This is a genomic window from Campylobacter concisus (assembly GCF_050447485.1).
GTDB lineage: Bacteria > Campylobacterota > Campylobacteria > Campylobacterales > Campylobacteraceae > Campylobacter_A > Campylobacter_A concisus_BQ.
The window spans coordinates 1,604,383-1,626,098 of sequence record NZ_JALMFY010000001.1; the positions used below are offsets into that span (position 1 = coordinate 1,604,383).

Sequence of the window (21,716 nt, forward strand, 5' to 3'; positions counted from 1 at the left end):
TAAAGGTTTAAAATGCGTATAAAACTTCCACACGTACCTTATGTCTCACATAAAATAGCAATAGATCTTTTAAACTGTGGTTTTGTAAAGTTAAACAAAGGTATTGAGCCAATCGTAGCAAAAGCAAGTGAAATTTTAACTACCGACGTTCAAAAAGAAAGAGCGCTAGATGAGCGAGTAAATGAGCTTTTAGAGAAAAACGAGGACGAGATGCAAACTATGCAAATCGACCGCAAAAATATGTTTTGGCTCGTTAAAAAGAAACTTGCTGGCGAATTTGACGTCATTTTAACTCATGAAGATAGATTTAGCAATGTCGCTCACAAGATACTTGAAACTATTTGGAAGAGCGGGTTGGTTGATTATAGCGTATCTGAAAACCGCGTAAAAAACGTGATATATGGCTCGATAGATGAGTATCTAAAGAGCTATGAGAAGATAGAAGATAACGTCTATGAGATGATGCAAAACTACAAACGCAAACTTATCCCAGGAACTGACGAATACGACCTGATTTTTGAGCGTTTATATCAAGATGAGCTTAAAAAAAGAGGAATGCTTTAATGAAAGCTTATATCTACATTGAAAACGGCGTTTTTTTAGAGGCAAAGGCCTTTGGTGCTCACGGCGAGTGTGCAGGCGAGCTCGTTTTTAATACCTCTATGACTGGCTATGAGGAGATCATGAGCGATCCAAGCTATGCTGGTCAGTTTATCGTCTTTACTATGCCAGAGATCGGCATCGTTGGCATAAACGAAGATGATATGGAGAGCCTTAGAATTCACGCAAGCGGCGTAATAATGAGAAGCTACAACGAGACTCCGTCAAACTACCGCTCGCAAAAATCTTTGGGTAAATTTTTTGAAGAGCATGGCAAATTTGGTGTTTATGACGTAGATACTAGATATCTAACAAAGATGCTACGTGATGAAGGCGCTTTGATGGCATACATCTCAACGCAGATAAGCGACAAAGATGAGCTAAAACGCAGGCTAGAAAGTAGCGGACGCATAGAAAATATAAACTATGTAAAAACAGTGAGCGCAATGGATGAGTACGAGCATAAAAAAGGCGCTTGGGATAGAAATTTAAAATCATATAAACCGCTAAAAAGTATCGGCAAAAAGATAGCTGTTTTTGACTTTGGAGTAAAGAGAAATATCCTAAATGAGCTATGCGAAACTGGACTTGAGGTTATCGTCGTACCACACGATACTAAGGCTGAGGTTTTGATAGAGAAATTTAAAAATGGCGAGATAAACGGGGTATTTTTATCAAATGGCCCAGGTGAGCCAAAGAATTTAAAGGCTGAGATCGCCGAGATCAAAAAGATGATAGAGGCTAAGATCCCGATATTTGGCATCTGCCTTGGTCATCAGCTGCTTTCAAATGCCTTTGGATACGAGACATATAAACTTAAATTTGGTCAGCACGGAGCAAATCATCCAGTCTTAAATTTAGAGACAAAAGCGATCGAGATAACAACGCAAAATCACAACTATAACGTACCAGAGAGCATCGCTGAAGTAGCGGTTGTGACACATAGAAATTTGTTTGACAACACGATCGAGGGCGTAAGATACAAGGACTATCCGATCTTCTCGGTGCAACATCACCCAGAAGCAAGCAGTGGTCCTAACGAGAGCAAATATATATTTAAGCAGTTTTTAGAAATTTTATAATGCAAGATATAAGCCTCTACACGATCATCGCGGTTGCTTTTATGAGCAGCTTTAGTCATTGTGTCGGGATGTGTAGCGGGTTTTTGGGCTTGCAAGCTCTATTTTTTAAAGGCAAAAGTAAGAGTAAAATTTTAATGCTAAGCACGCTTTATAACCTAGCTAGAATTTTTGCTTATGTGGCTTTGGGAGCACTGTTTGGCGCTTTTGGAGCAGCCATTAGTTTTGGTGTGCAAGCAAGAGGTGTTATATTTTTCATAGTTGGCCTAGTGATCGCATTTATTGGCATCGCATTGCTTTTTAGGGGCGAGCTTTTAAAATTTATAGAGAGCGAAAAAGCACTTAAATTTATAGTAAAAATGGCAAAAACAAGCGTGCAAAAGAGAAATTTAGCAAATTTCTTGCTGCTTGGCTTTTTAAATGGCTTGCTTCCTTGTGGAGTGGTCTATTATTTTTTAGCGCTTGGAGTTTTAAGCGCAAATGCAGCCGATGCGTCGCTCATAATGCTTATCTTTGGGCTTTGCACATTGCCAGCGATGCTGTTAGCTAGTTTTGTTTTTGGTTTGCTAAGAGAGAAATTTAAAGAGATCATGTTTAAGCTCTCAGCTTGCATAATGATCTTAAACGGACTTTATCTATCATTTTTAGGATATAGAGCAAATGCCTAGTTTAAATTTAGATGAAAATTTTCTATCAAGTAGCGAGGGTATGAGGATTGTTAAGCTCGCGATGATGGGCGAGATGATGGCAAATATAACCCATCAGTGGAAGCAGCCGCTAAATGAGCTAAGCTTAGTTTTATATAAGATGAAAAAGCTCGCAGGCAGCGAAGACGGCGAATTTATTGGCTCTTATGAGAGGGCTATGCAGATCATAAAGTATATGTCAGAAACTACTGATGAGTTTAGCTCGTTTTTAAACCCAAACACACTTTCGCAAGAATTTAGCCTAGCAGATGCAGCTAGAGCATCGATACAGATCGTAAAAGGCGTGATGAAAAAAGATGGCATTCGTATAGAGCTTGAAGTTCTAGGCGATTCTAAAATTTATGGCCACAAAAACAGACTTATGCAAGTCATTATAAATTTACTAAATAACGCAAAAGATGCACTAAATTTAAAAAATATAGAAGATAAAAATATAAAAATAAAGATTGATAATGACGAAAAATTTGCTTACCTAAGCGTAGAAGATAATGGTGGTGGCATAGATAAAAATGTGATAGATGAGATATTTAAGCCATATTTTACCACCAAAGAAAATGCCAAAGGTACTGGCTTAGGACTTTATATGTCAAAGCAAATAATCGATCAATTTAACGCAGAAATAACAGCGGGCAACAGCGACAATGGGGCCTGTTTTTTAATAAAGTTACCACACAAAGGAGAGATAGATGAATAAAATTTTAAAGAACCTAACGGTTTTGCTTGTCGAAGATGATAGCGATAGCAAAAAGATCATGCACGATGTGCTAAGTGACAATTTTGAGAAAGTTTTTACTGCTCAAAATGGCGATGAAGGTTTGAAAAAATTTAAAAAATACAACCCAAATATGGTAATTACAGATGTATTTATGCCAATTAGCGATGGACTTGATATGACAAGATATATCAAGGAAATTTCTAAAGACACACCTGTCATCGTCCTAAGTGCGCATAGCGAAAAAGAGACTTTGTTAAAGGCGATCGATGTTGGTGTTGATAAGTATCTTATAAAACCTATCATGGCAGATGATCTTTTAAAAACTATAGAAAATGTCGCAAAAAGCAAGATAGAAACTGCAAATATCATCCAAGTCGCAAACGGATATAGCTTTAATAAGATCAAGCGTGTACTTATCAGAGATGGCGTTGAAATTTCGCTTACTAAAAAAGAGCTTGCATTTATCTCACTTTTGATAAAAAGACTTGGTACGCTTGTGCTTCACGATGAGATCAAAAGCGTCGTTTGGGTTGGCGAGAGCGTTACTGAGGCAGCTATTAGAACCTTTGTTAAGCGCGTTAGAGACAAAGTTGGCAATAATTTTATAAAAAATGTCCCAGGACTTGGTTACAAAATAGACAGAAGACTTTCCTAGTTAATGAGAATTTATATTAATTAAGTTTTTTTATAGTCCTTATACTCTAAAATAACGAATCATTAATATAAATTTAACTAGGAGGATATTTTATGCGACCATCTCAGCTACTACACTATGATTATAGTGTAGCAAAGCTATTTATGTTTGCCACGATACTCTTTGGTATCATAGGCATGGTTGTTGGCGTAGTTATAGCTTTTCAAATGGCCTGTCCAGAGCTTAACTACATAGCCGGCGAATATTCGGCGTTTGGGAGGTTGCGTCCTCTTCATACTAATGGTATCATCTTTGGCTTTATGCTATCTGGCATATTTGCCACTTGGTACTACATCGGACAGCGTGTTTTAAAGGTCTCGATGAGCGAGTCGCCATTTTTGATGTTTATCGGCAAGCTTCATTTTTGGCTATATATGCTTGTTATGATTTTAGCTGTTGTTACGCTTTTTATGGGCGAAAGCACAGCGAAAGAGTACGCCGAGCTTGAGTGGCCACTAGATATCGCAGTAGTCGTTGTTTGGGTGCTTTGGGGCGTTAGTATATTTGGCCTCATCGGTATCCGCCGCGAAAAGACGCTTTATATCTCAGTTTGGTACTACATCGCTACATTTTTAGGCGTTGCGATGCTATATCTCTTTAACAATATGGAAGTTCCAACAAGACTTGTTAGCGGATATGGCTCATGGCTACACTCTGTCTCTATGTATGCTGGCTCAAACGACGCTTTGGTTCAGTGGTGGTACGGCCACAACGCAGTTGCATTCGTCTTTACAGTGGCTATCATCGCTCAAATTTATTATTTCTTGCCAAAAGAGAGCGGCCAGCCGATATTTTCATATAAATTATCGCTATTTTCATTCTGGGGTCTGATGTTTATCTACCTTTGGGCTGGCGGACACCACCTCATATACTCTGCTACGCCTGATTGGATGCAGACTATGGGCTCAGTCTTTTCTATCGTTTTGATCCTGCCTTCATGGGGTTCAGCGATAAACATCCTTCTTACGATGAAGGGCGAGTGGGCGCAGCTTAGAGAGAGTCCGCTTATTAAATTTATGGTTCTAGCTTCTACATTTTATATGTTCTCGACACTTGAAGGACCGATACTTTCTATCAAGTCTGTAAATGCTCTAGCACACTTTACCGACTGGGTACCAGGACACGTTCACGACGGCGCACTTGGCTGGGTTGGCTTTATGATCATGGCGGCACTTTATCACATGACACCACGTGTGTTTAAGCGTGAAATTTACTCAAAGTCGCTAATGGAAGCTCAGTTTTGGATACAAACAACAGGTATCGTTTTATACTTTGCTTCTATGTGGATCGCTGGTATCACACAAGGTATGATGTGGAGAGCGACTGATAGCTACGGAAATTTACTCTACTCGTTCATAGACACGGTAGTTGTGCTTATCCCATACTACTATATAAGGGCTATTGGCGGACTTCTTTATCTAGTTGGCTTCTTGATGTTTGCTTATAACATCTACAAATCAACTTCTGCTAAAGCTATCTTAGCAGAGCCAAAAAGCGCTTCGCCAATGGGCGGCGGGGCAAAAGCTAGCGCGGAGGTGATGTGATGTTTGCTTGGTTAGAAAAAAATCCATTCTTTTTTGCAGTTTGTGTATTTGTCGTCATCGCTTACGCTGGCATAGTTGAAATTTTGCCAGACTTTGCAAACAGAGCTAGACCGCTTGAGGGTACAAAGCCTTACACCGTCTTAGAGCTAGCTGGCAAAAACATCTATATGCAAAATGGCTGCAACACTTGCCACTCTCAAATGATCCGTCCGTTTAAAGCTGAGACTGATAGATACGGCATGTATTCGCTAAGTGGTGAGTTTGCATACGATCGTCCGCACCTTTGGGGCTCAAAAAGAACAGGTCCAGATCTTATGCGTGTGGGCAACTATAGAACGACTGACTGGCATGAAAATCACATGCTAAATCCAGCCTCAGTAGTGCCAGGCTCGATCATGCCAGCATATCCATTTTTGTTTAAGAAAAATGCTGATATAGAGACTGCTTACGCTGAAGCGCTAACGGTTAAAAAGGTCTTTAACACGCCTTATGACGAAAAAGATATGCCAGCACTTGGCACGTTAGAGCAGACAAATGCTAACGTCAAGGCCGAGGCTGCAGCTATCGTTGAAAATATGAAAGATGAGCAGGTAAAAAGTGCTTTTGCAAAAGGTGAAATTCGCCAGATCGTAGCACTCATCGCTTATCTAAATAGCCTAAAGTAGGAGCGAGAGATGGAAAACATTAGAGAGTTTCAAGCTTATGGCTATTTTTTCTTAACAGCATTTTTGGCGATCACTTTGTACGCCTACTTTTTTCATCTATATAAGAGTGAAAAAACTGGCAGAAGAAACTACGAGAAGTACTCAAAGCTCGCACTTAACGATGAGATCGGTGGCGAAATTTTAGAGCGTAAGGCTACAAAGGAGAGCGTATGCAATGGCTAAATTTAGAAGATAATGTAAATTTACTAGCTCTTATAGGAGCGGCTCTAATCATCGTGCTTACCATCGTTGTGGCTGGCAGGTACGTGGGGCAGATGAAGGTTAAAAAAGATGATAGCGTTGAACTTAGCGAGCATAACTGGGACGGCATAGGTGAGTACAAAAACCCTGTCCCACTTGGCTGGGCGGTTGTCTTTTTACTAGCGTTAGTTTGGGCGGTTTGGTACTATTTACTAGGCTATCCTTTAAATTCTTACTCACAAATCGGCGAGTATAATAAAGAGGTCAAAGAAGCAAACGCTAAATTTGAAAAAGAGTATGCAAATCCAAGCAAAGAGACGCTTCACGCTATGGGCGAGAGCATATATCTCGTGCAGTGCTCAGCATGTCACGGCATCACAGGCGATGGCATAGGTGGCAAGGCTGCAAATTTACAAATTTGGGGTAGCGAAAAAGGCATAGTCGAGACTATACTAAATGGCTCAAAGGGGCTTGATTATCCTATGGGTGAGATGCCAGCGGGCTTAGCTGACGCTGATGGCGCAAAGGCGATTGCAGCATACGTAGCTAAAGAGATAAGCGCGATAAAAAGCACTAAAAATAAAAATTTAGTAGCCACTGGCAAAGAGCTTTATGCTGCATGTGCGGCGTGTCACGGCGAAGATGGCAAGGGCATGGATGGCATGTCGGTTGATCTTAGCAAATATGGCTCGGCTAGCTTTGTGGCTGACGTGCTAAATCGCGGCAAAAAAGGAGCGATCGGCACTATGCCTAAATTTAATGATGGCAGGCTAAACGAGATCCAGCAAAGCGCAGTTGGCGAGTACGTCATATCGCTATCAAAGGGCGAATAATGGAAAATAATAATAGAAACATCTTTGCCTTAAACGGCATTAGCGGGTTTTTAATAGCGGTGGTGCTTTTGCTCTCTATCCTAGCGGTGCTTACATACATTGGCATCGGCTTGCAAAAAGAGGTCGCGACCAAGCCTTACTCACTCAAAGATGCAGCTAGTATCGAGATGAAGAGCGTAGATAACGCTAAACACGTCATTGTAAAGGAGAAGTGATGCTAGGCATAATAGAAAAAGCCATTATCCTGCTAATAATCGTTGCAGGCGCCATTTGCGCGTGGTCAGTGCTTACACCAAATCACCTCTTTGTAGGCTAAATTTGAAGAAATTTGCACTCATTTTTATCATTTTGCTCTGGCAAAATTTGGCTTGGGGTGCAAATTTCGTTATCAATGATGATGGAATTTTAAGCCAAAAAGTGAGCCAAAAACTAAATGAGATAGGAGACGAGCTTTATCAAAAAAGCGGCATAAATTTAGTAGTTGGCGTATATAAAGATGGCGAGCTTGGCATGCTTTTTAAAGAGCAAAATTTAAGCTCGCCTTTTGTCTTCTTGGCGCTCATAAAAGATAAGCAAAAGGTTGAAATTTTTAGCGATACAAACACTTCAAAGCTCTTTAATAAGGAGCAAATTTTAAGCGTAAGTCCAGAATCAGGCACGATCATCCCCATTTTAGTCTCAAAAAATGGCAAAGATGTCTATAATGCCGCCATCTTAAACGGCTACGCTGATATCGCCGAGCAGATCGCTGGGAGCTTAAATTTAAAGCTAGAAAGTGGTATTGGCAGCTCAAACAAAACGACCTTAAATTTCTTGCGAATTTTCATCTACGGCTTGATCGCATTTTTCGTTCTCATCATCTTTTATAAAAAGGTAAAAAATGGCTAAAAAGAGCTTTTGGCCTTACGGCATCGTGCTTAGTATAGTGGCTATCATCTTAGCTTGCGCCGCAACCATCGTTGTTGCGATAAACAACCCAGTCGAGATGGATAGTGCTTATATGCAAAGTCACCAAAGCGTCGATGAAAACATCACTTTTATAAAAGAGAGTGAGGCTAGATTTGATAAGAAATTTGAGCTTAAATTCGAGCCAGAATTTAAAGGCTTGCATGGCAAATTTAAATTTCTTTTAACGCCAAAAAACGGCGAAATTTCAAGTCTTAGCTATGAAATTTTACTCACTCGCCCACAAACAAACAAAGATAACAAAACATTAAACGCCTCATGGCAAGAAAATGAGCTTGTAAGCGAGAGCGTTAGCCTAAAAGAGGGCAGGTGGCAGCTACTTTTAAGGCTTAGCGACAAGCAAGATACGAGATATTATAAATTTGATTTTAACGCTACAAAATAGACTAAATTTGTACCCAAAAGTTTTTTAGCCAAAGTCAAAACCAAATAAATTTACCCACAAATTCGCTAAATGCCAGCTCAGAGCTCTTTAAAGCCAAAATTTAAGCCCAAACGCTTGCCAGTTTTAACATACTCTTTAAATTTATAGATTAGAGGCGACCAATTTTTAGTATCGATCTTTTCATCTTTTAGTAAATTTTCATCCACAAATATGCCAACTATCTTGCAAGTGACGATGCAAAGCCACTCTTTTATCTCGCACTTTTCTACGATCGTTTTTATCTGTATCTAGCACTCTTTTATGCGCGCGCTTTGGTTTTTGGCGCTAAATTTAAGCAATATAAACCCCGCGGCACCCGAAACTACCGAACCTAGCAAGATAGCGAGCTTGTCGGTGTAGGCAAAGGCGTCCGTGTCGTTGTAGGCTAGGCCGTTAACGAAAAGGCTCATCGTAAATCCTACGCCGCAAAGCACGGCGATGCCGTAAAGCTGGATGAAATTTGACCCCTCGGGCAGCTTGGCTAGCTTAAATTTGATCGCTAAAAAGCTAAATCCAAATACTCCGATTTGCTTGCCGACGAAAAGCCCCAGCGCCGTGCCTAGCGCGACCGGAGACAAAATCTCGTCCAGTCCGACGCCTCGCAGTGAGATGCCTGCGTTTACGAAGGCAAATATCGGCAGCACGCCAAACGCTACCCAGCCGTGCAGGTCGTGCTCGATGCTTTTTAGCATAGATTTGCCCGGCTCGTCTTTAAAGCTAAGCGGTATGAAAAAGGCCGCCACGACGCCGGCAAGCGTGGCGTGAACGCCTGATTTTAGCACCGCTACCCACATCACCGCGCCTACGATCAGATACGCCGCCTTGCTCTTTACGCCGAGTCTGTTTAGCACGAAAAGCGCGGCTAGACAAACGCTCGCGACCGCAAGCATTTGGGCGCTAAGCTCGCTCGTGTAAAATAGCGCGATAATCACGATCGCGCAAAGGTCGTCGACGATCGCTAGCGTCATGAGGAAAATTTTTAAACTAGTCGGTACGCGAGGCCCGAGTAGGCTCAAAATCCCCAGAGCAAACGCGATATCCGTCGCCGTCGGTATCGCCCAGCCGCCAAGCGCGAAGGAGTCGTGCTTCGTAAAAAGATAGAAGATAACCGCGGGCACTATCAGGCCACCTGCCGCGCCGATCGCTGGCAGCGCGATTTGCGACGGATTTTTTAGCTCGCCCTCCAGCACCTCGCGCTTTAGCTCAAGTCCGATGAGAAAGAAAAATACCGCCATCAACCCGTCGTTCACCCACAAGATCAGGGGTTTGCTTAGTCCGTATTCGCCGAAGCTCATGGTAAATTTGGTATTTAAAAATTCGTTGTAAAAATCGCTCAAAAACGTATTTTGACACAGTAGCGCCGCGACCGTAGCGATCATCAGCAAAATCCCGCCGCTGGCTTCGTGTTTTAAAAACTCTTTTATTCCGCCCATTTTGCTTCCTTTTTATAAAATTTGGCGATTATAGCGTATTTTTACGCTCGCATAAAATTCGGGCGAATTTGGCTATAATCAAGTCAAATTTAAAGGTAAATTTAGTAGACACGTCGCTAAAATTTGCCATGCCGCGCTTGCGGGAGCGGGACGCTTGCGCACGGTTTTTATAGATTAAGGAGCGAAAATGAATGAAATTTTAGATATATGTAAGCGTGCAAAGGTTGTTTGTGGCGAGCTTTTGAGACTTGATAGCAGGGCTAAATTTGAAATTTTAAACGCCGTGGCGGACGAGCTGCTAGCGCAAAAAGAGGCTATAAAAGCGGCAAACGCCAAAGACCTTGCAAACGGCGAGAAATCGGGCCTTAGCTTGGCGTTGCTTGATCGTTTGCGACTAACGGATGCCCGCATCGAGGCTATGGCGAAGGGTGTGCGCGAGGTGGCGGGCTTTGCCGAGGTCGTAGGCGAAAATTTAGGCGGCTGGAGCCATCCAAACGGCATGCAAATCAGCCGCATTCGCGTGCCGCTGGGGGTGCTCGGTATCATCTCGCTCTTTTTGATCTTTTGTAGTAGCAAGCAGGACAGGAAAGCCGTAGTAAAAGCCAGATCTGTTTAACTCTTTATGCATTTTTGCTCCTTTTTTAGATTGTATCCCCCAGTAGTTTAAGGCTTAAAATTTTAATGAATTTAGAAAAATTTTCAAAGCTTATCTTAAGTGAAAAAAAGCGCTCTTTTATCAGCTTTTGGCTATCATTTTTTTAAAAATTTAAGAGAGTAAAATGCGCAATCTAAATCAACTTTTCGTCTTTACAAACTCGCGTAAGATCAGGGAATTTAACGCTGGTTTTAATGACGAGCTAATCCCAAAAAGTCTAAGCATCGCAGAGTTTTATAAAAAGGCTGTTTTTGTAAATGGCCGCTTTGAGTGCGATAGCACCTACTCTTTAGTGCTTATGAACAGAGCCTGTGCCAGCGTCAAAGAGGCAAACTCGGTGCTTAAAATTCCAACTGAGTTTTTTGAGTTTTTAAAAAACAACGACTATCTTTTTTCGTTTTTTAAAGAGCTTGCCATCAGCAAAAAGAGCATTGAAGAGATTAAATTTAACGACATTTACGCTGATTTTGAGGAGCATCTAAGCATACTTGAAGCGGTTTTAAAAGAGTATGAGAGCTTGCTTGACAAAGAAGATCTTTATGATGATATAACCCTGCCAAAAATTTACTCCATAAATGAAGCTTACATAAGAAGTTTTAGTGAAATTTCACTGCATATTGACGGCATTTTAAGCGAGTTTGAGTGGGAAATTTTAGAAAAAATTTCAAAACTAACTACGCTAAAAATTATCTTTCAAACTAGCATTTTTAATAAAAAACTTATCGAAAAGATAAGGCAAATCTCAGCCATTAGCGAGTTTGAAAACTATAAAAAATATGAGCTAAATTTAAACACAAACGAGCTAACTTGCCTAGAAAATATCACAAAATTTGAGCCAGTTTTAGTGAGAAATTTCGCCACAAGAAGCTTGCAGTGCGCTTACGCTATGGCAAAGGCGAGTGAGTTTGTGCGTGAGGGCATAAAGCCTGAAAATATCGCTGTCATCTTGCCAGATGAGGGCTTTAGCGAGATTTTAAGGCTTCATGATAGTGCTAAAATTTTCAACTACGCCATGGGCGAGAGCTTTAAAAATACAAAATTTTATGAAGCGCTTTACTACATCACAAGAGCGATCAACGAAGAGGCAAGTCCAGTTTTTGATCAAAGCAAGTGTGAGAGCTACGAGGAGCTTGGCTTTATTTTGAGCGAATTTGGCGTGAGTGAGCAGCTTTTTGAGAAATTTAAGGCTAGCTATTTTGAGCTGTGCGAATTTGCTAAATTTAAAGAGCTAATAGATGAGCTTTTGGTGCTTGAAAATGAGCCAAGATGCGAAGAGAAGCTCGCACTTGAGCTTTTTAGGATGGAGAATTTATGCAGGTATTTTAGCTTTAGCTTAAAGCAGCTAAGTGAAATTTTCTTGCTAAATATCTTGCGCCTAAGCATTGACGACGTGGGCGGTGGAAAGATCAGCGTCATGGGCATGCTAGAGAGCCGTGGGATGAAATTTGATGGCGTCATCATAGTTGATTTTAACGACAACTTCATCCCCGCAAGAAGCGCAAATGAGATGTTTTTAAACTCAAAAGTGAGGCAAAAAGCGGGGCTTATAAGCTATGTGGAGCGTGAAAATTTGCAGAGATTTTACTACGAAAGCCTCATAAATAACGCCAAAAAAGTGGCGATAAGCTGCTGTGTAAATGAAGAGAGCATACCTTCAAGATTTTTAAAAAATTTCAAAACGATAAAAGATGAGAAATTTAGTGACGAGGCCTATTTGAAGCTATTTTTAAAGGGAGAGGCGAGCTTAAATTTAAAGGATGATGAGGTTATTTTAGAGCATGATTTTTTCATAAATCCACTCTCGTTTTCGACGCTAAATTTATTTCTAACCTGCCCAAGAAAATACTACTACACAAAGATAGCTGGCATAAAGCCTGCAAAAGGCGTAGCAAAAGAGCTTGGCACAAAACAAGGCAATAGCGTTCATAGCGCACTTTTTGAGTATTACACGAGCGAATTTTATAAGCAAAATAACACCTTTGATCTAGCCGTTTTTAAAGAGATGCTAGCAAAGCAAAATCTTACGCCACTTGAGTTTGAAATTTGGACGCATAAATTTAAAGAGTATGAAATTTATGAAAACGCTCGTTTTAGGGCTGGTTTTAGAGTGCTTGAGTGCGAAAAAGAGGTGCAAAGCGAGTTTTGTGGCGTGCAGATAAAGGGATTTATCGATAGGATCGATGCGGACGCAAACGGTGACGTGCTTATACTTGATTACAAAACGGGCGAAGCAAATGTAAATTCGCTCCAGCTTGCCTTTTACGAAGCGCTTTACGGCGGAGAGGTACGAAGTGCCTACTATGCCCTAAAAAACGAGCCTAGCTTACTATTCCCTAAAAAAAGCGTAGAGGATCTAAGCGGCGAGATAGAAAAGCTAAAAACTATAAACAAAACCAAGATAAATTTTGAAAGAAAGAGCGGTGCTTGCGCATTTTGCGAATACGTCACACTTTGTAGGAGGGAGTTATGAAAAATTTTTTAGCCCTAAAGGCAAGCGCTGGAAGCGGTAAGACCTTTGCGCTGAGCGTTCGCTACATCGCTTTGGTGCTTCGAGGCGAAAATATAAACGAAATCGTCGCTCTAACTTTTACAAAAAAGGCAGCAAACGAGATGAAAGAGCGCATAATAGCCACTTTTTTGGACTTGCAAAACAAAAAAGGCGAGCTTGAAGCGGTGTGCTCGGAGCTTGATATAAGCCAAGATGAGGCGATAAAAAGGCGAGATGAGAGGCTTAGCGTCTTTTTGCAAAGTGAGCTAAAAATTTATACATTTGATGCGTTTTTCTCTGGGATTTTGAAGAAATTTAGCCAAAATTTAGGGCTTAGTCCAGACTATAGCGTGCAAGATAGCCTGCAAGATCTGGCGTGGAAAAAATTTGTAAAAGAGGCGAGCAAGGATAAAAAGCTTCTTAGTGAGCTAGCACTTATGATGATCATCTCAAGCCAAAAAGAGGCTAGCTTTTCGCAGACTTTGGCGAAATTTTATGAAAGCTTTGGTGGCGAGCTAAAAGATAGTGGCGCAAGCTATCCAGATGATAGCAAGGTAAGGGCGGCGCAAAGAGCGATAAATGAGCATATAGCCTTGCAAAATGGCGCTAGCGATGTGGCTAAAAAGACATTTGGCGAGCAAAATTTATTTGAGCTATTTAAGAGTAAGGTTTTTGCTAGAGAAAGCCTAGACTACCGCACTTTTAACAAAATTTATACCCCAGAGCTTGATAGGCTTTTTTGTGAGTTAAAAGAGGCAGTGAAAAACTACATCTTAGAGGTCGAAAAGTATAGGCTAAGTGGCTTTAGCAAGCTATTAAAGCTTTATAAGGCTTCAAATTTAGAGCTAAACAAAGAGATAAATGCGCTAAGTTTTGCTGATATAAACAAGCTGGTTTTTAAGCTTTTGGTGCAAAGCTTAGACAAAGAGGCGCTTTATTTTAGGCTTGATGGCAGGATAAATCACCTCTTAGTCGATGAGTTTCAAGATACAAACGTGATCCAGTACGAGATCATCTTGCCGCTAATCGCTGAAATAGTCTCTGGATACGGACAAAACGGGCTTGGAAGCTTCTTTTACGTGGGCGATACTAAGCAGAGCATCTATAAATTTAGAGGCGGTAAAAAGGAGCTTTTTGACAAGCTTGGAGATGATTTTAGCCAGATAGATATAGAAAATTTACCAAGTAACTACCGCAGTTTAAAGGCTTTGGTGAAATTTAATAACGCTGTTTTTGAAGAAATTTATCATAGATATGGGCTTGGTTTTGAGCCGCAAGAGCCAGCCAAAAAAGATGAGACGCTAAGCTACGAGGTAGGCGGTGAGTGTGCATACTTTGAAGTAGAAAAAGATGACTACGGCTACTTGCGTGTGCTAAGCGATGAAGATATCGCAGGTGCGGTCGTTTCGCAGACAAAAGAGCTTTTAAAAGCTGGCGTAAATGCAAGCGAGATAACCGTGCTTTGCTGGAAAAATAGCGACATCAGCCTCATCTCAGAAGTGCTTAGTCGCGCAGGGATAAAAAGCGTCAATGAAGGCACTTTGGAGCTAAAAAGAACGCCACTTGTTGCAGCGATCATCGAGTATGCGAAATTTTGCCTATTTAAAGAAGAAATTTATGAGAAAAATGTAAAAGCGCTAGTAAATGCAAATGTCAAAAAACTAAATATAAAGCCTGAAGAGAGCGCTACAAATAGCCTATTTTACTTAGCTAAAAATTTAGGCATAAGCATGGCAGACGTCGATATCTTGAGGCTGTTTGAGCTAAGCGCGGGGTATAAAAATTTAAGTGATTTTATATTTAACCTTGAAAACTTTAGCTCTAAAATCAGTCCAAAAAGTAGCGACGGCGTGAGAGTGATGACCGTGCATAAGTCAAAGGGGCTAGAATTCGCTCACGTCATAGTTTGCGACATGATGGGCAAGGGCAGGGGAGATGACTCAAATTTCATAACCGAATACAGCGAAAAAGGCGAGTGGATTGTAAAGAGTAAAATTTCAGGCAGAGAGAATTTTGATATCGACTATGCAAGCGTTTTAGAGCAGATGAAAGAGCTTGAAAAACAAGAAAATATCAATAAAATTTACGTCGCTTTCACAAGAGCCACAAAGTCGCTCATCATCATCAAGCAAGCCGTCCCAAGTGGAAGTAGCCCAAGCTTTTTTTCATTTTACACAAAAAGCGACAAGAGCGAAGCAAATGACTATCTTGATCTAAAAGAGTTTAGCTTTGGCAAAATTTTACCTAGCAAAAGCGAGCAAAAAGAGACAAAAAATGATGAAAAAATGCCTGAAATTTTAAAGATAGAGAGGCAAGAGATTGAGGCAAAAGAGCAAAAGACGAGCGGGAAAAATTTAAACGCGATATATTTTGGCCTTGCGTTTCACTATCTGCTTGAGATGAGCGAAAAATTTGATGAAATTTCACTAGAAAAAGCTAAAAATTTGATGCTAAATAAATTTCATAAATTTTTGCCGCTTGAAGTCCTTGAAGATGCCCTTACTAGGGCAAAAATGCTTATAAGTGAGCCAAAATTTATAGAGTGCATAAAAGACAAAGAAATTTATAAAGAGCAACCATTTAAAGTAAAAAATGAGTTAAAACAGATGGATCTTTTTTGCTTTAATGAGCGTGAAATTTGCGTGATTGATTATAAAACGACAGATAAAAATATAGAAGAGAACAAAAAACAGGTAAAAGAGTATAAAGATGCGCTCGCTAAATTTTATGAAAAACATAGTATAATCGCCGTCATCTTCTATGCACTTGAAGGCAAAATTTCATATATTGAAGTTTAAACGCTACTTAATTTAAGCTTTATTAAAGCATTGTTTAAATACAATCACAACTCAAAAATTAACTTGGCAAAGGTAAGAAAATGACAAAAATAACAAAGCCAAACGAAGTTAAGCGAGACTGGATCGTAGTTGATGCAGCCGGTAAGCGCTTTGGTAGATTGCTAACTGAGGTAGCAACTATACTTCGCGGCAAAAACAAACCATGCTTCACGCCAAACGTAGATTGTGGCGACTATGTTATCATCATAAATGCTTCTAAAGTAGAATTTACTGGTAATAACAAAGCTGAAGATAAACTTTATCACAGACACTCAGGATATTTTGGCAGCGTAAAGAGCGAGAAATTTGGCGATTTGATAGCAAATAAGCCAGAAAAACTATTTAAATTAGCTGTTCGTGGCATGCTTCCAAAGACAAAACTTGGAAGAGAGATGATAAAAAAACTAAAAGTTTATGCTGGCAGTGAGCATCCTCATACGGCACAAATAGCTAAAAAAGAAGGAAAATAATTATGGCAAAAGTTTATGCAACTGGTAAAAGAAAAACTGCCGTAGCAAAGGTTTGGATAAAAGCCGGAAGCGGTAAAATCGTAGTAAATGGTATGGATCTTAACACTTGGCTTGGCGGTCACGAGGCTATCAAGCTTAAAGTTATTCAACCACTTTTAGTAACAAAACAAGAGAGTTTAATAGACGTAGTAGCTATAACTTTAGGTGGCGGTTATTCAGCACAAGCTGAGGCTTTAAGACACGGCATTTCACGTGCTTTAGCTGACATGGATGCTGATTTTAGAGCAGCTCTTAAACCAAAAGGCTTGCTAACTAGAGATTCTCGTGTTGTTGAACGTAAGAAATTTGGTAGAAGAAAGGCTAGAAGAAGCCCACAATTCTCTAAACGTTAATGGTTTTTTGCAAGTGCTTTTGCATTTGCAAAATTTAGGTTATGTAAATTTCAGATTTACATTAAGAATTTGGTTATAATTTAAAGTTGATTTATTTTTATTTAGGTAAAATTATAGTCAACATTAAAAATCCCTATTTGAAAGGAATTCTATTATGAAAAAGATTGCTTTAGCTATGGTTGCCGCAACAGCGGTTTTTGCGTCTAACGCAGCATACAACTATGAGATCACTCCAACTATCGGTGGTGTTCATCCAGAAGGAAATCTACGTGTAAAAGACCACAATTTTGTTGGTATTAGAGCGGCTAGAAACCTTGAAGATTTCTTCTTTGATCAAGTCGAACTTGGTGTTGATTACTCTCAAAAACTAAAAGAGAGAACAGGTAACGTTGTAAGAGAGGGTAGAGCTCTTAGATACCACGCTAACCTTGTAAAAAATATCGTTGACTTTGGACCAGTTAGCCTATACGGTTTAATCGGTGCTGGTTATGAAGATGTTCCAGCTATTTTTGTTAAAAACGAAGATGGAGGCTTTGGTCAATATGGTCTTGGTTTAAGATACCAAGTAACTGATAGATTTGCTCTTAAAGCAGAGGCAAGAGACGCTATCAAATTTGAGCACGCTGATCACAACCTATTCTATTCACTAGGCTTTGGCATCGGTCTTGATTCAAAAGCAGCTCCAGTTGTAGCAGCAGCTCCAGCAGCTCCAGCAGCAGCTCCAGCTCCAGTTCTTGATGATGACAATGACGGCGTGCCAAATGATATCGATCAATGCCCTAACACTCCAGCTGGTGTAGTTGTTGACGAAAGAGGATGTGAGAAAGTTATCGTTCTTAGAGATCTAGATGTTAACTTCGCATTTGATAGTTACAAAGTTGGACCAAAATATGCAGCTGAGATCAAAAAAGTAGCTGACTTTATGGGCGAACACCCAGATTATAAAGTTGTACTTGCTGGTCACACTGATAGCGTAGGTGCAGAAGCTTACAACCAAAAACTATCTGAGAAAAGAGCAAAAGCAGTGGCTGAGGTTCTTGCTGGTTACGGTGTAGAAAAAGCTAAAATTTCTACAGTTGGTTACGGCGAACTTAAACCAATCGCTACAAACAAAACTAAAGAAGGTCGCGCTGAAAACAGACGTGTTGAAGCTACTTTCAACAAATAATTTTACTATTTAAAATTACTTCTTTAGGGCTTGGCTTCGGCTGAGCCCTTTTTTATTTCTGCGGAGAATATCATGAAAAAAACTATACTTTTTGACTTAGACGGCACACTTATAGACTCTACTTCTGCTATTTTAAAAGGTTTTGATGCTGCGTTTTTAGCTCACGACAAGAAAGAGCCTGATCATGATGCACTAAAATCTCTAGTAGGATATCCGCTTGAAATAATGTTTGAAAAACTTGGTGCCAAGAAGAATTTAATAGGTGAATATGTAAAAGAGTATAAAGCTTGCTACGAGAAGATTTATTTAGATGAGACTGTGCTTTTACCGCATGCTATGAATGCTTTAAAAGAAGCTAGCATGTTTGCTGATGTTGGTGTTGTTACGACAAAGACATCAAAATTTTCTATCATTTTGTTAGAGCATTTAGGCGTTATGAAATTTATAAAAACGGTTGTCGGACGAGATGATGTAGTAAATCCAAAACCAGATCCAGAACCTATAAATTTGGCTTTAAAGAGACTAGACAAAGAAAAAGATAATGCCTTTATGATTGGCGATACCATCATGGATCTAAAGGCTGCTAAAGCTGCTCTTATAACTGGCGTTGGCCTTACATGCGGATATGGTAAAGAGTCTGATTTAAGGCAGTTTAGCGAGCATATATTTGCAAATCCACTTGAGGCTGTTAGCTTTATCAAAGAAGCTTAATAGTGAAAGTTTATTAAAGTACTTGGGTCTGATACTATTTAAACATAAATTTATTCATAAATTTTTTGTTTTTAACTTATTACAAAATACTTTAGATGGATCAAAAAGATTTTTCTAATTTCATATCAAAAATGTCTGCTACTATTTTATTAATCTAAATAATTCTTGCTTTTAGTAATATTTGTTGTTTTTGGCAAATTTGCTAACAAAATATGTAATTAAAATGCTTGTATTAGAATTTACTAAATAGAGATTTTGTAGGCATTGAAAAAGATCAGGAATTTATAGATATCGCACTTAACCGAAGCTGGCGTGGAGGCTGAGTTTGTCTATAAGATAAGCGAGGGCAGACCAAATGTCGAAGATAGGCTAAAAAACGGCGATATAGCGCTTGTTATAAATACAAGCGATACAAAATCAAGCGTGGATGACGGCAAAAAGATACGCCAAAATGTACTTAGATTTAAAATTTCATATTTTACAACCATCCGTGCAGCACTTGCAGCTGCCAAGTCGCTAAGCACAGTTCAAACTGGCAAAGCACTCGAGGTAAAAAGCCTGCAAGAGTATCTAAGCGAGAGATAGTAAATTTAGTGGCAGTTTTGGCTGCCACTAGCTAAATTTCACTCTGATTTTTAGCTATTTTTTAAAGCACTAGCCACCTTTAGAGCACTTGCAAAGGCAAAGTGCAAGTTGTATCCGCCAAGCATACCGGTGATATCTAAAACTTCACCTATAAAATAAAGTCCTTTTACGCTTTTGCTCTCTAAATTTTCATCTAAAAAATTAGTCTTTACGCCACCTTTTGTAACTTCAGCCCTTTCAAAGCCAAATGTCCCAGCTGGAGCAAATTCATAGGCAAAAAGCCTTTTTATAATGCTCTTTTCATCATCACTAAATTCATAATAAGCTCTATCTTTTAAGCTAAAATTTCTTAAAAACTCCAGCACAAATCTCTTTGGCAAAGGCAAAACCGAGCTGAGCTGTTTTTTACCATTTACTAAATTTTTCTCACTAAATTTAGGCAAAAAATTTATGCAAATTCGCCCCTTTTGCCAAAAGAGTGAAGCGTTTAGTATCGCCGGACCACTTATGCCCCTATGCGTAAAAAGCACATCGCCACTAAATTTATGGCTCTCATTTTTGGTATTTATCACTACATCTGCGCTTAGACTAACGCCACTAAGCTCTTTAAACCAAAACTCATCTTTTTGCACGCTAAAGCCAACTAGAGCTGGGGCAGGCATTGAGAGTTCAAGGCCAAATTCGCTAGCTATTTTATAGCCAACATCGCTTGCGCCAAGGGCTTTGTAGCTTAGTCCGCCACTTGCGATGACCAAATTTCTAGCTCTAAATTTCTCATCTCTTGTTGAAATTTCAAAAATTTCATCTACTTTTTTAGCGCCAAGAACCCCTTTGTTATAAAAAATATCTGCATTTTGCCTTTTTAAAAGCAGGCTCAAAACGCTCTTTGCACCGCTATCACAGAAAAATTGATTTTGCTTTTGCTCGCTAAATTTAAGCTCACTAAAAAATTTCAAAACCTGATCAGAGCTTAGTGCCTTTAAAATTTGCTCTATAAATTTCTGCTCGCCAAGGTAGTTTTTAGCGCTTACGAAGCGGTTTGTGATGTTGCATCTGCCGCCCCCGCTTGCCAAGATCTTTTTGCCAGCGCTGCTGTTTTTTTCTAAAATGGCAACCTTTTTGCCCTTTAAATTTGCCCCTAAAAAGAGCCCGCTAGCGCCAGCACCAACGATGATGACGTCGTAGATCAAAACTTCAAGCTCTCTTTTAAGGCCGCCTCGCTTGTTAGGCGAGAGTCAAATTTGATCACTTGATTTTTCTCATTTTTGTAATAATCCACCACGCCTTTTTGGCTGTTTAGAAGCTCTAAATTCAAGCTCGCTTCTGGGCTTAGGTAGATATTTTTAAAAATCCTTGGATCGCTTAGGCTAAAGAGCAAAACAAGCCAGATCACGCAAAGCACCACGCAAATGATGGCAAGCACTTTAAAGTCAAAGGTGTGCATGATGTATCCGCCAAACGCGCCCCCAACGAAGCTGCCAAAGTAGCCAAATGAGTTAAAGATGCCAAGAGCAGTGCCTTTTTGTGAGGATTTTACAAATTTGGTCGCGGTTGATTGCATGATGGGCTCGTGAAGGTTAAAACCTATAAAAAATATCGCGATGCCAACCACAAAGATAAATTTCGTAAAGCTAAGGGCAAAAGTGGCGTAGGTTAGGGCAAAAAGCAGCGTGCCAGCTATCAAGATGACCTTGCTAAGCCCCTTGCCATCGCCCAGCGCGCCAGCTAACCCCATAGCCAAAAAGCCAAGCACAGCACCAAGCGTATAGACCTTGTAAAGCTCGCTGCTCTCATAGCCATACTCTTTTACTAAAACGATCGGGATCACCAAAAATGCGATGCTTGTGAGCATCTTTTGCATGAAAGAGGTGAAATTTATGATCATATAGTCTTTTTGTAAAAATAGCTTGCCAAATGGCACCTTCTGGGCCTTTGCGCTCACTTTTATCTCTTTTGGCACGACGGTGTAGAGCAGCACGACGCAAAGCAAGCTAAGTGCGGCGCTTAGATAAAAGAGGCTTGAAAGCCCGTAGTCTTTGGCAAGAAGCGGTCCAAGCACCATCGAAAGCGTAAAACTAAGCCCTATAAAAGCGCCCATTATCGCCATGGCTTTTGAGCGATTTTCTTCAGCCACAAAGTCGCTTATCATCGCTGTTGCCACGGCTCCTACAGCCCCCACACCTTGTAAAAACCTGCCAAAAAGCATCGTGTAAATTTCACTTGCCAGCGCGCAGACGATAGAGCCAACCACAAAGATCAAAAGCCCGATGGTTAGGGCTTTTTTGCGACCGATCTTATCTGAAAGAGCGCCAAAAGGCACTTGAAATATCATCTGTGAGATCGCATAGACGCCTACTATTAGCCCAACTAAAAATTCGTTTGCGCCCTCTAAATTTAGGGCATAAAGGCTAAGCACCGGTAGGACTATAAAAAGTCCAAAAAATCTGCTAGCTACGATAAAAGATAGTGGCAAAACGCTTTTTAACATAAATTTTCCCTTATTTTTAAAA

The 21,716-nt window shown here is 40.0% G+C and carries 22 protein-coding genes and 2 pseudogenes; 20 read left to right on the forward strand and 4 right to left on the reverse strand.

Annotated elements, in window-relative coordinates; all coding sequences use genetic code 11:
- Positions 1-12 precede the first annotated feature (12 nt).
- From MTT29_RS08100 to MTT29_RS08155, 12 genes are all read left to right on the forward strand, one after another.
- The gene (locus MTT29_RS08100) at positions 13-564 is read left to right on the forward strand and encodes a DUF507 family protein (protein ID WP_429800300.1); all 552 of its coding nucleotides are present in this window, start codon (positions 13-15) and stop codon (positions 562-564) included.
- Positions 564-1,682 carry a glutamine-hydrolyzing carbamoyl-phosphate synthase small subunit gene (carA, locus tag MTT29_RS08105; protein WP_429800301.1) on the forward strand — a complete coding sequence of 373 codons (1,119 nt, stop codon included), beginning with the start codon at positions 564-566 and terminating at the stop codon, positions 1,680-1,682. The genes MTT29_RS08100 and carA overlap by 1 nt, the downstream gene beginning before the upstream one ends.
- Complete coding sequence (locus tag MTT29_RS08110) at positions 1,682-2,347, forward strand: sulfite exporter TauE/SafE family protein (protein WP_429800302.1); 666 nt, start codon at positions 1,682-1,684, stop codon at positions 2,345-2,347. Before carA ends, MTT29_RS08110 begins: the two co-directional genes overlap by 1 nt.
- A complete protein-coding gene (locus MTT29_RS08115) occupies positions 2,340-3,080 on the forward strand; it encodes a sensor histidine kinase (protein ID WP_429800303.1) in 741 nt (246 codons plus the stop codon). Before MTT29_RS08110 ends, MTT29_RS08115 begins: the two co-directional genes overlap by 8 nt.
- Positions 3,073-3,756, forward strand: a complete 684-nt coding sequence (locus MTT29_RS08120; protein WP_012001191.1) for a response regulator transcription factor — start codon at positions 3,073-3,075, stop codon at positions 3,754-3,756. Before MTT29_RS08115 ends, MTT29_RS08120 begins: the two co-directional genes overlap by 8 nt.
- A gap of 92 nt (positions 3,757-3,848) precedes the next feature.
- The gene (gene ccoN, locus MTT29_RS08125) at positions 3,849-5,339 is read left to right on the forward strand and encodes a cytochrome-c oxidase, cbb3-type subunit I (protein ID WP_009294848.1); all 1,491 of its coding nucleotides are present in this window, start codon (positions 3,849-3,851) and stop codon (positions 5,337-5,339) included.
- Complete coding sequence (ccoO, locus tag MTT29_RS08130; RefSeq protein ID WP_103558642.1) at positions 5,339-6,004, forward strand: cytochrome-c oxidase, cbb3-type subunit II; 666 nt, start codon at positions 5,339-5,341, stop codon at positions 6,002-6,004. Before ccoN ends, ccoO begins: the two co-directional genes overlap by 1 nt.
- 9 nt (positions 6,005-6,013) lie before the next feature.
- A complete protein-coding gene (locus MTT29_RS08135; RefSeq protein WP_002939259.1) occupies positions 6,014-6,226 on the forward strand; it encodes a cytochrome c oxidase, cbb3-type, CcoQ subunit in 213 nt (70 codons plus the stop codon).
- Positions 6,214-7,077 (forward strand): cbb3-type cytochrome c oxidase N-terminal domain-containing protein, encoded by an 864-nt coding sequence (locus MTT29_RS08140; RefSeq protein ID WP_429800304.1) that lies wholly within the window; start codon positions 6,214-6,216, stop codon positions 7,075-7,077. The genes MTT29_RS08135 and MTT29_RS08140 overlap by 13 nt, the downstream gene beginning before the upstream one ends.
- The gene (locus MTT29_RS08145; RefSeq protein ID WP_012001194.1) at positions 7,077-7,292 is read left to right on the forward strand and encodes a DUF4006 family protein; all 216 of its coding nucleotides are present in this window, start codon (positions 7,077-7,079) and stop codon (positions 7,290-7,292) included. Before MTT29_RS08140 ends, MTT29_RS08145 begins: the two co-directional genes overlap by 1 nt.
- A 103-nt stretch (positions 7,293-7,395) precedes the next feature.
- Entirely contained in the window at positions 7,396-7,965 is a 570-nt protein-coding gene (locus MTT29_RS08150) for a hypothetical protein (protein ID WP_103558638.1), read from the forward strand.
- Positions 7,958-8,428, forward strand: coding sequence for a FixH family protein (locus MTT29_RS08155; protein ID WP_429800305.1), 471 nt, complete (start codon positions 7,958-7,960; stop codon positions 8,426-8,428). The genes MTT29_RS08150 and MTT29_RS08155 overlap by 8 nt, the downstream gene beginning before the upstream one ends.
- A 77-nt stretch (positions 8,429-8,505) precedes the next feature.
- Here MTT29_RS08155 and MTT29_RS08160 read toward each other — a convergent pair whose 3' ends face one another.
- Both MTT29_RS08160 and nhaA read right to left on the reverse strand, forming a co-directional pair.
- Positions 8,506-8,634, reverse strand: a complete 129-nt coding sequence (locus MTT29_RS08160) for a hypothetical protein (protein WP_275586093.1) — start codon at positions 8,632-8,634, stop codon at positions 8,506-8,508.
- Positions 8,635-8,715: 81 nt separating this feature from the next.
- Positions 8,716-9,900 carry a Na+/H+ antiporter NhaA gene (gene nhaA, locus MTT29_RS08165; protein WP_298036316.1) on the reverse strand — a complete coding sequence of 395 codons (1,185 nt, stop codon included), beginning with the start codon at positions 9,898-9,900 and terminating at the stop codon, positions 8,716-8,718.
- A gap of 187 nt (positions 9,901-10,087) precedes the next feature.
- Between nhaA and proA the strand changes: the two are divergent.
- From proA to MTT29_RS08205, 8 genes and pseudogenes are all read left to right on the forward strand, one after another.
- A pseudogene (proA, locus tag MTT29_RS08170) lies at positions 10,088-10,447 on the forward strand (glutamate-5-semialdehyde dehydrogenase); the annotation flags it as partial.
- Between the two features lie 232 nt (positions 10,448-10,679).
- Positions 10,680-13,025, forward strand: a complete 2,346-nt coding sequence (locus MTT29_RS08175; protein WP_429800306.1) for a PD-(D/E)XK nuclease family protein — start codon at positions 10,680-10,682, stop codon at positions 13,023-13,025.
- Entirely contained in the window at positions 13,022-15,841 is a 2,820-nt protein-coding gene (locus MTT29_RS08180; RefSeq protein WP_429800307.1) for a RecB-like helicase, read from the forward strand. Before MTT29_RS08175 ends, MTT29_RS08180 begins: the two co-directional genes overlap by 4 nt.
- Before the next feature lie 80 nt (positions 15,842-15,921).
- Positions 15,922-16,350, forward strand: coding sequence for a 50S ribosomal protein L13 (gene rplM / locus MTT29_RS08185; protein WP_002939292.1), 429 nt, complete (start codon positions 15,922-15,924; stop codon positions 16,348-16,350).
- A 2-nt stretch (positions 16,351-16,352) separates the two neighbouring features.
- Positions 16,353-16,742: a 30S ribosomal protein S9 gene (gene rpsI / locus MTT29_RS08190; RefSeq protein WP_103592816.1), complete on the forward strand. Its 390-nt coding sequence runs from the start codon at positions 16,353-16,355 to the stop codon at positions 16,740-16,742.
- A gap of 154 nt (positions 16,743-16,896) precedes the next feature.
- Positions 16,897-17,910, forward strand: coding sequence for an OmpA family protein (locus MTT29_RS08195; RefSeq protein ID WP_103567781.1), 1,014 nt, complete (start codon positions 16,897-16,899; stop codon positions 17,908-17,910).
- 72 nt (positions 17,911-17,982) lie between these two features.
- Positions 17,983-18,621: an HAD family hydrolase gene (locus tag MTT29_RS08200; protein ID WP_429800308.1), complete on the forward strand. Its 639-nt coding sequence runs from the start codon at positions 17,983-17,985 to the stop codon at positions 18,619-18,621.
- A 297-nt stretch (positions 18,622-18,918) separates the two neighbouring features.
- Positions 18,919-19,206: pseudogene (locus MTT29_RS08205) on the forward strand (hypothetical protein); the annotation flags it as partial.
- Positions 19,207-19,256: 50 nt separating this feature from the next.
- On the opposite strand, the gene MTT29_RS08210 reads toward MTT29_RS08205, so the two are convergent.
- Both MTT29_RS08210 and MTT29_RS08215 read right to left on the reverse strand, forming a co-directional pair.
- The gene (locus MTT29_RS08210) at positions 19,257-20,396 is read right to left on the reverse strand and encodes an NAD(P)/FAD-dependent oxidoreductase (RefSeq protein WP_429800309.1); all 1,140 of its coding nucleotides are present in this window, start codon (positions 20,394-20,396) and stop codon (positions 19,257-19,259) included.
- On the reverse strand, positions 20,393-21,694 hold the full coding sequence (locus MTT29_RS08215) for an MFS transporter (protein WP_103616585.1): 1,302 nt from the start codon (positions 21,692-21,694) through the stop codon (positions 20,393-20,395). Before MTT29_RS08215 ends, MTT29_RS08210 begins: the two co-directional genes overlap by 4 nt.
- Between the last annotated feature and the right edge of the window lie 22 nt (positions 21,695-21,716).

Bases quoted from the DNA above. Each gene is read 5' to 3' on its own strand.
- MTT29_RS08100 (WP_429800300.1), top strand. From the start codon at position 13: ATGCGTATAAAACTTCCACACGTACCTTATGTCTCACATAAAATAGCA.
- carA (WP_429800301.1), top strand. From the start codon at position 564: ATGAAAGCTTATATCTACATTGAAAACGGCGTTTTTTTAGAGGCAAAG.
- MTT29_RS08110 (WP_429800302.1), top strand. From the start codon at position 1,682: ATGCAAGATATAAGCCTCTACACGATCATCGCGGTTGCTTTTATGAGC.
- MTT29_RS08115 (WP_429800303.1), top strand. From the start codon at position 2,340: ATGCCTAGTTTAAATTTAGATGAAAATTTTCTATCAAGTAGCGAGGGT.
- MTT29_RS08120 (WP_012001191.1), top strand. From the start codon at position 3,073: ATGAATAAAATTTTAAAGAACCTAACGGTTTTGCTTGTCGAAGATGAT.
- ccoN (WP_009294848.1), top strand. From the start codon at position 3,849: ATGCGACCATCTCAGCTACTACACTATGATTATAGTGTAGCAAAGCTA.
- ccoO (WP_103558642.1), top strand. From the start codon at position 5,339: ATGTTTGCTTGGTTAGAAAAAAATCCATTCTTTTTTGCAGTTTGTGTA.
- MTT29_RS08135 (WP_002939259.1), top strand. From the start codon at position 6,014: ATGGAAAACATTAGAGAGTTTCAAGCTTATGGCTATTTTTTCTTAACA.
- MTT29_RS08140 (WP_429800304.1), top strand. From the start codon at position 6,214: ATGCAATGGCTAAATTTAGAAGATAATGTAAATTTACTAGCTCTTATA.
- MTT29_RS08145 (WP_012001194.1), top strand. From the start codon at position 7,077: ATGGAAAATAATAATAGAAACATCTTTGCCTTAAACGGCATTAGCGGG.
- MTT29_RS08155 (WP_429800305.1), top strand. From the start codon at position 7,958: ATGGCTAAAAAGAGCTTTTGGCCTTACGGCATCGTGCTTAGTATAGTG.
- nhaA (WP_298036316.1), bottom strand. From the start codon at position 9,900: ATGGGCGGAATAAAAGAGTTTTTAAAACACGAAGCCAGCGGCGGGATT.
- MTT29_RS08175 (WP_429800306.1), top strand. From the start codon at position 10,680: ATGCGCAATCTAAATCAACTTTTCGTCTTTACAAACTCGCGTAAGATC.
- MTT29_RS08180 (WP_429800307.1), top strand. From the start codon at position 13,022: ATGAAAAATTTTTTAGCCCTAAAGGCAAGCGCTGGAAGCGGTAAGACC.
- rplM (WP_002939292.1), top strand. From the start codon at position 15,922: ATGACAAAAATAACAAAGCCAAACGAAGTTAAGCGAGACTGGATCGTA.
- rpsI (WP_103592816.1), top strand. From the start codon at position 16,353: ATGGCAAAAGTTTATGCAACTGGTAAAAGAAAAACTGCCGTAGCAAAG.
- MTT29_RS08195 (WP_103567781.1), top strand. From the start codon at position 16,897: ATGAAAAAGATTGCTTTAGCTATGGTTGCCGCAACAGCGGTTTTTGCG.
- MTT29_RS08200 (WP_429800308.1), top strand. From the start codon at position 17,983: ATGAAAAAAACTATACTTTTTGACTTAGACGGCACACTTATAGACTCT.
- MTT29_RS08215 (WP_103616585.1), bottom strand. From the start codon at position 21,694: ATGTTAAAAAGCGTTTTGCCACTATCTTTTATCGTAGCTAGCAGATTT.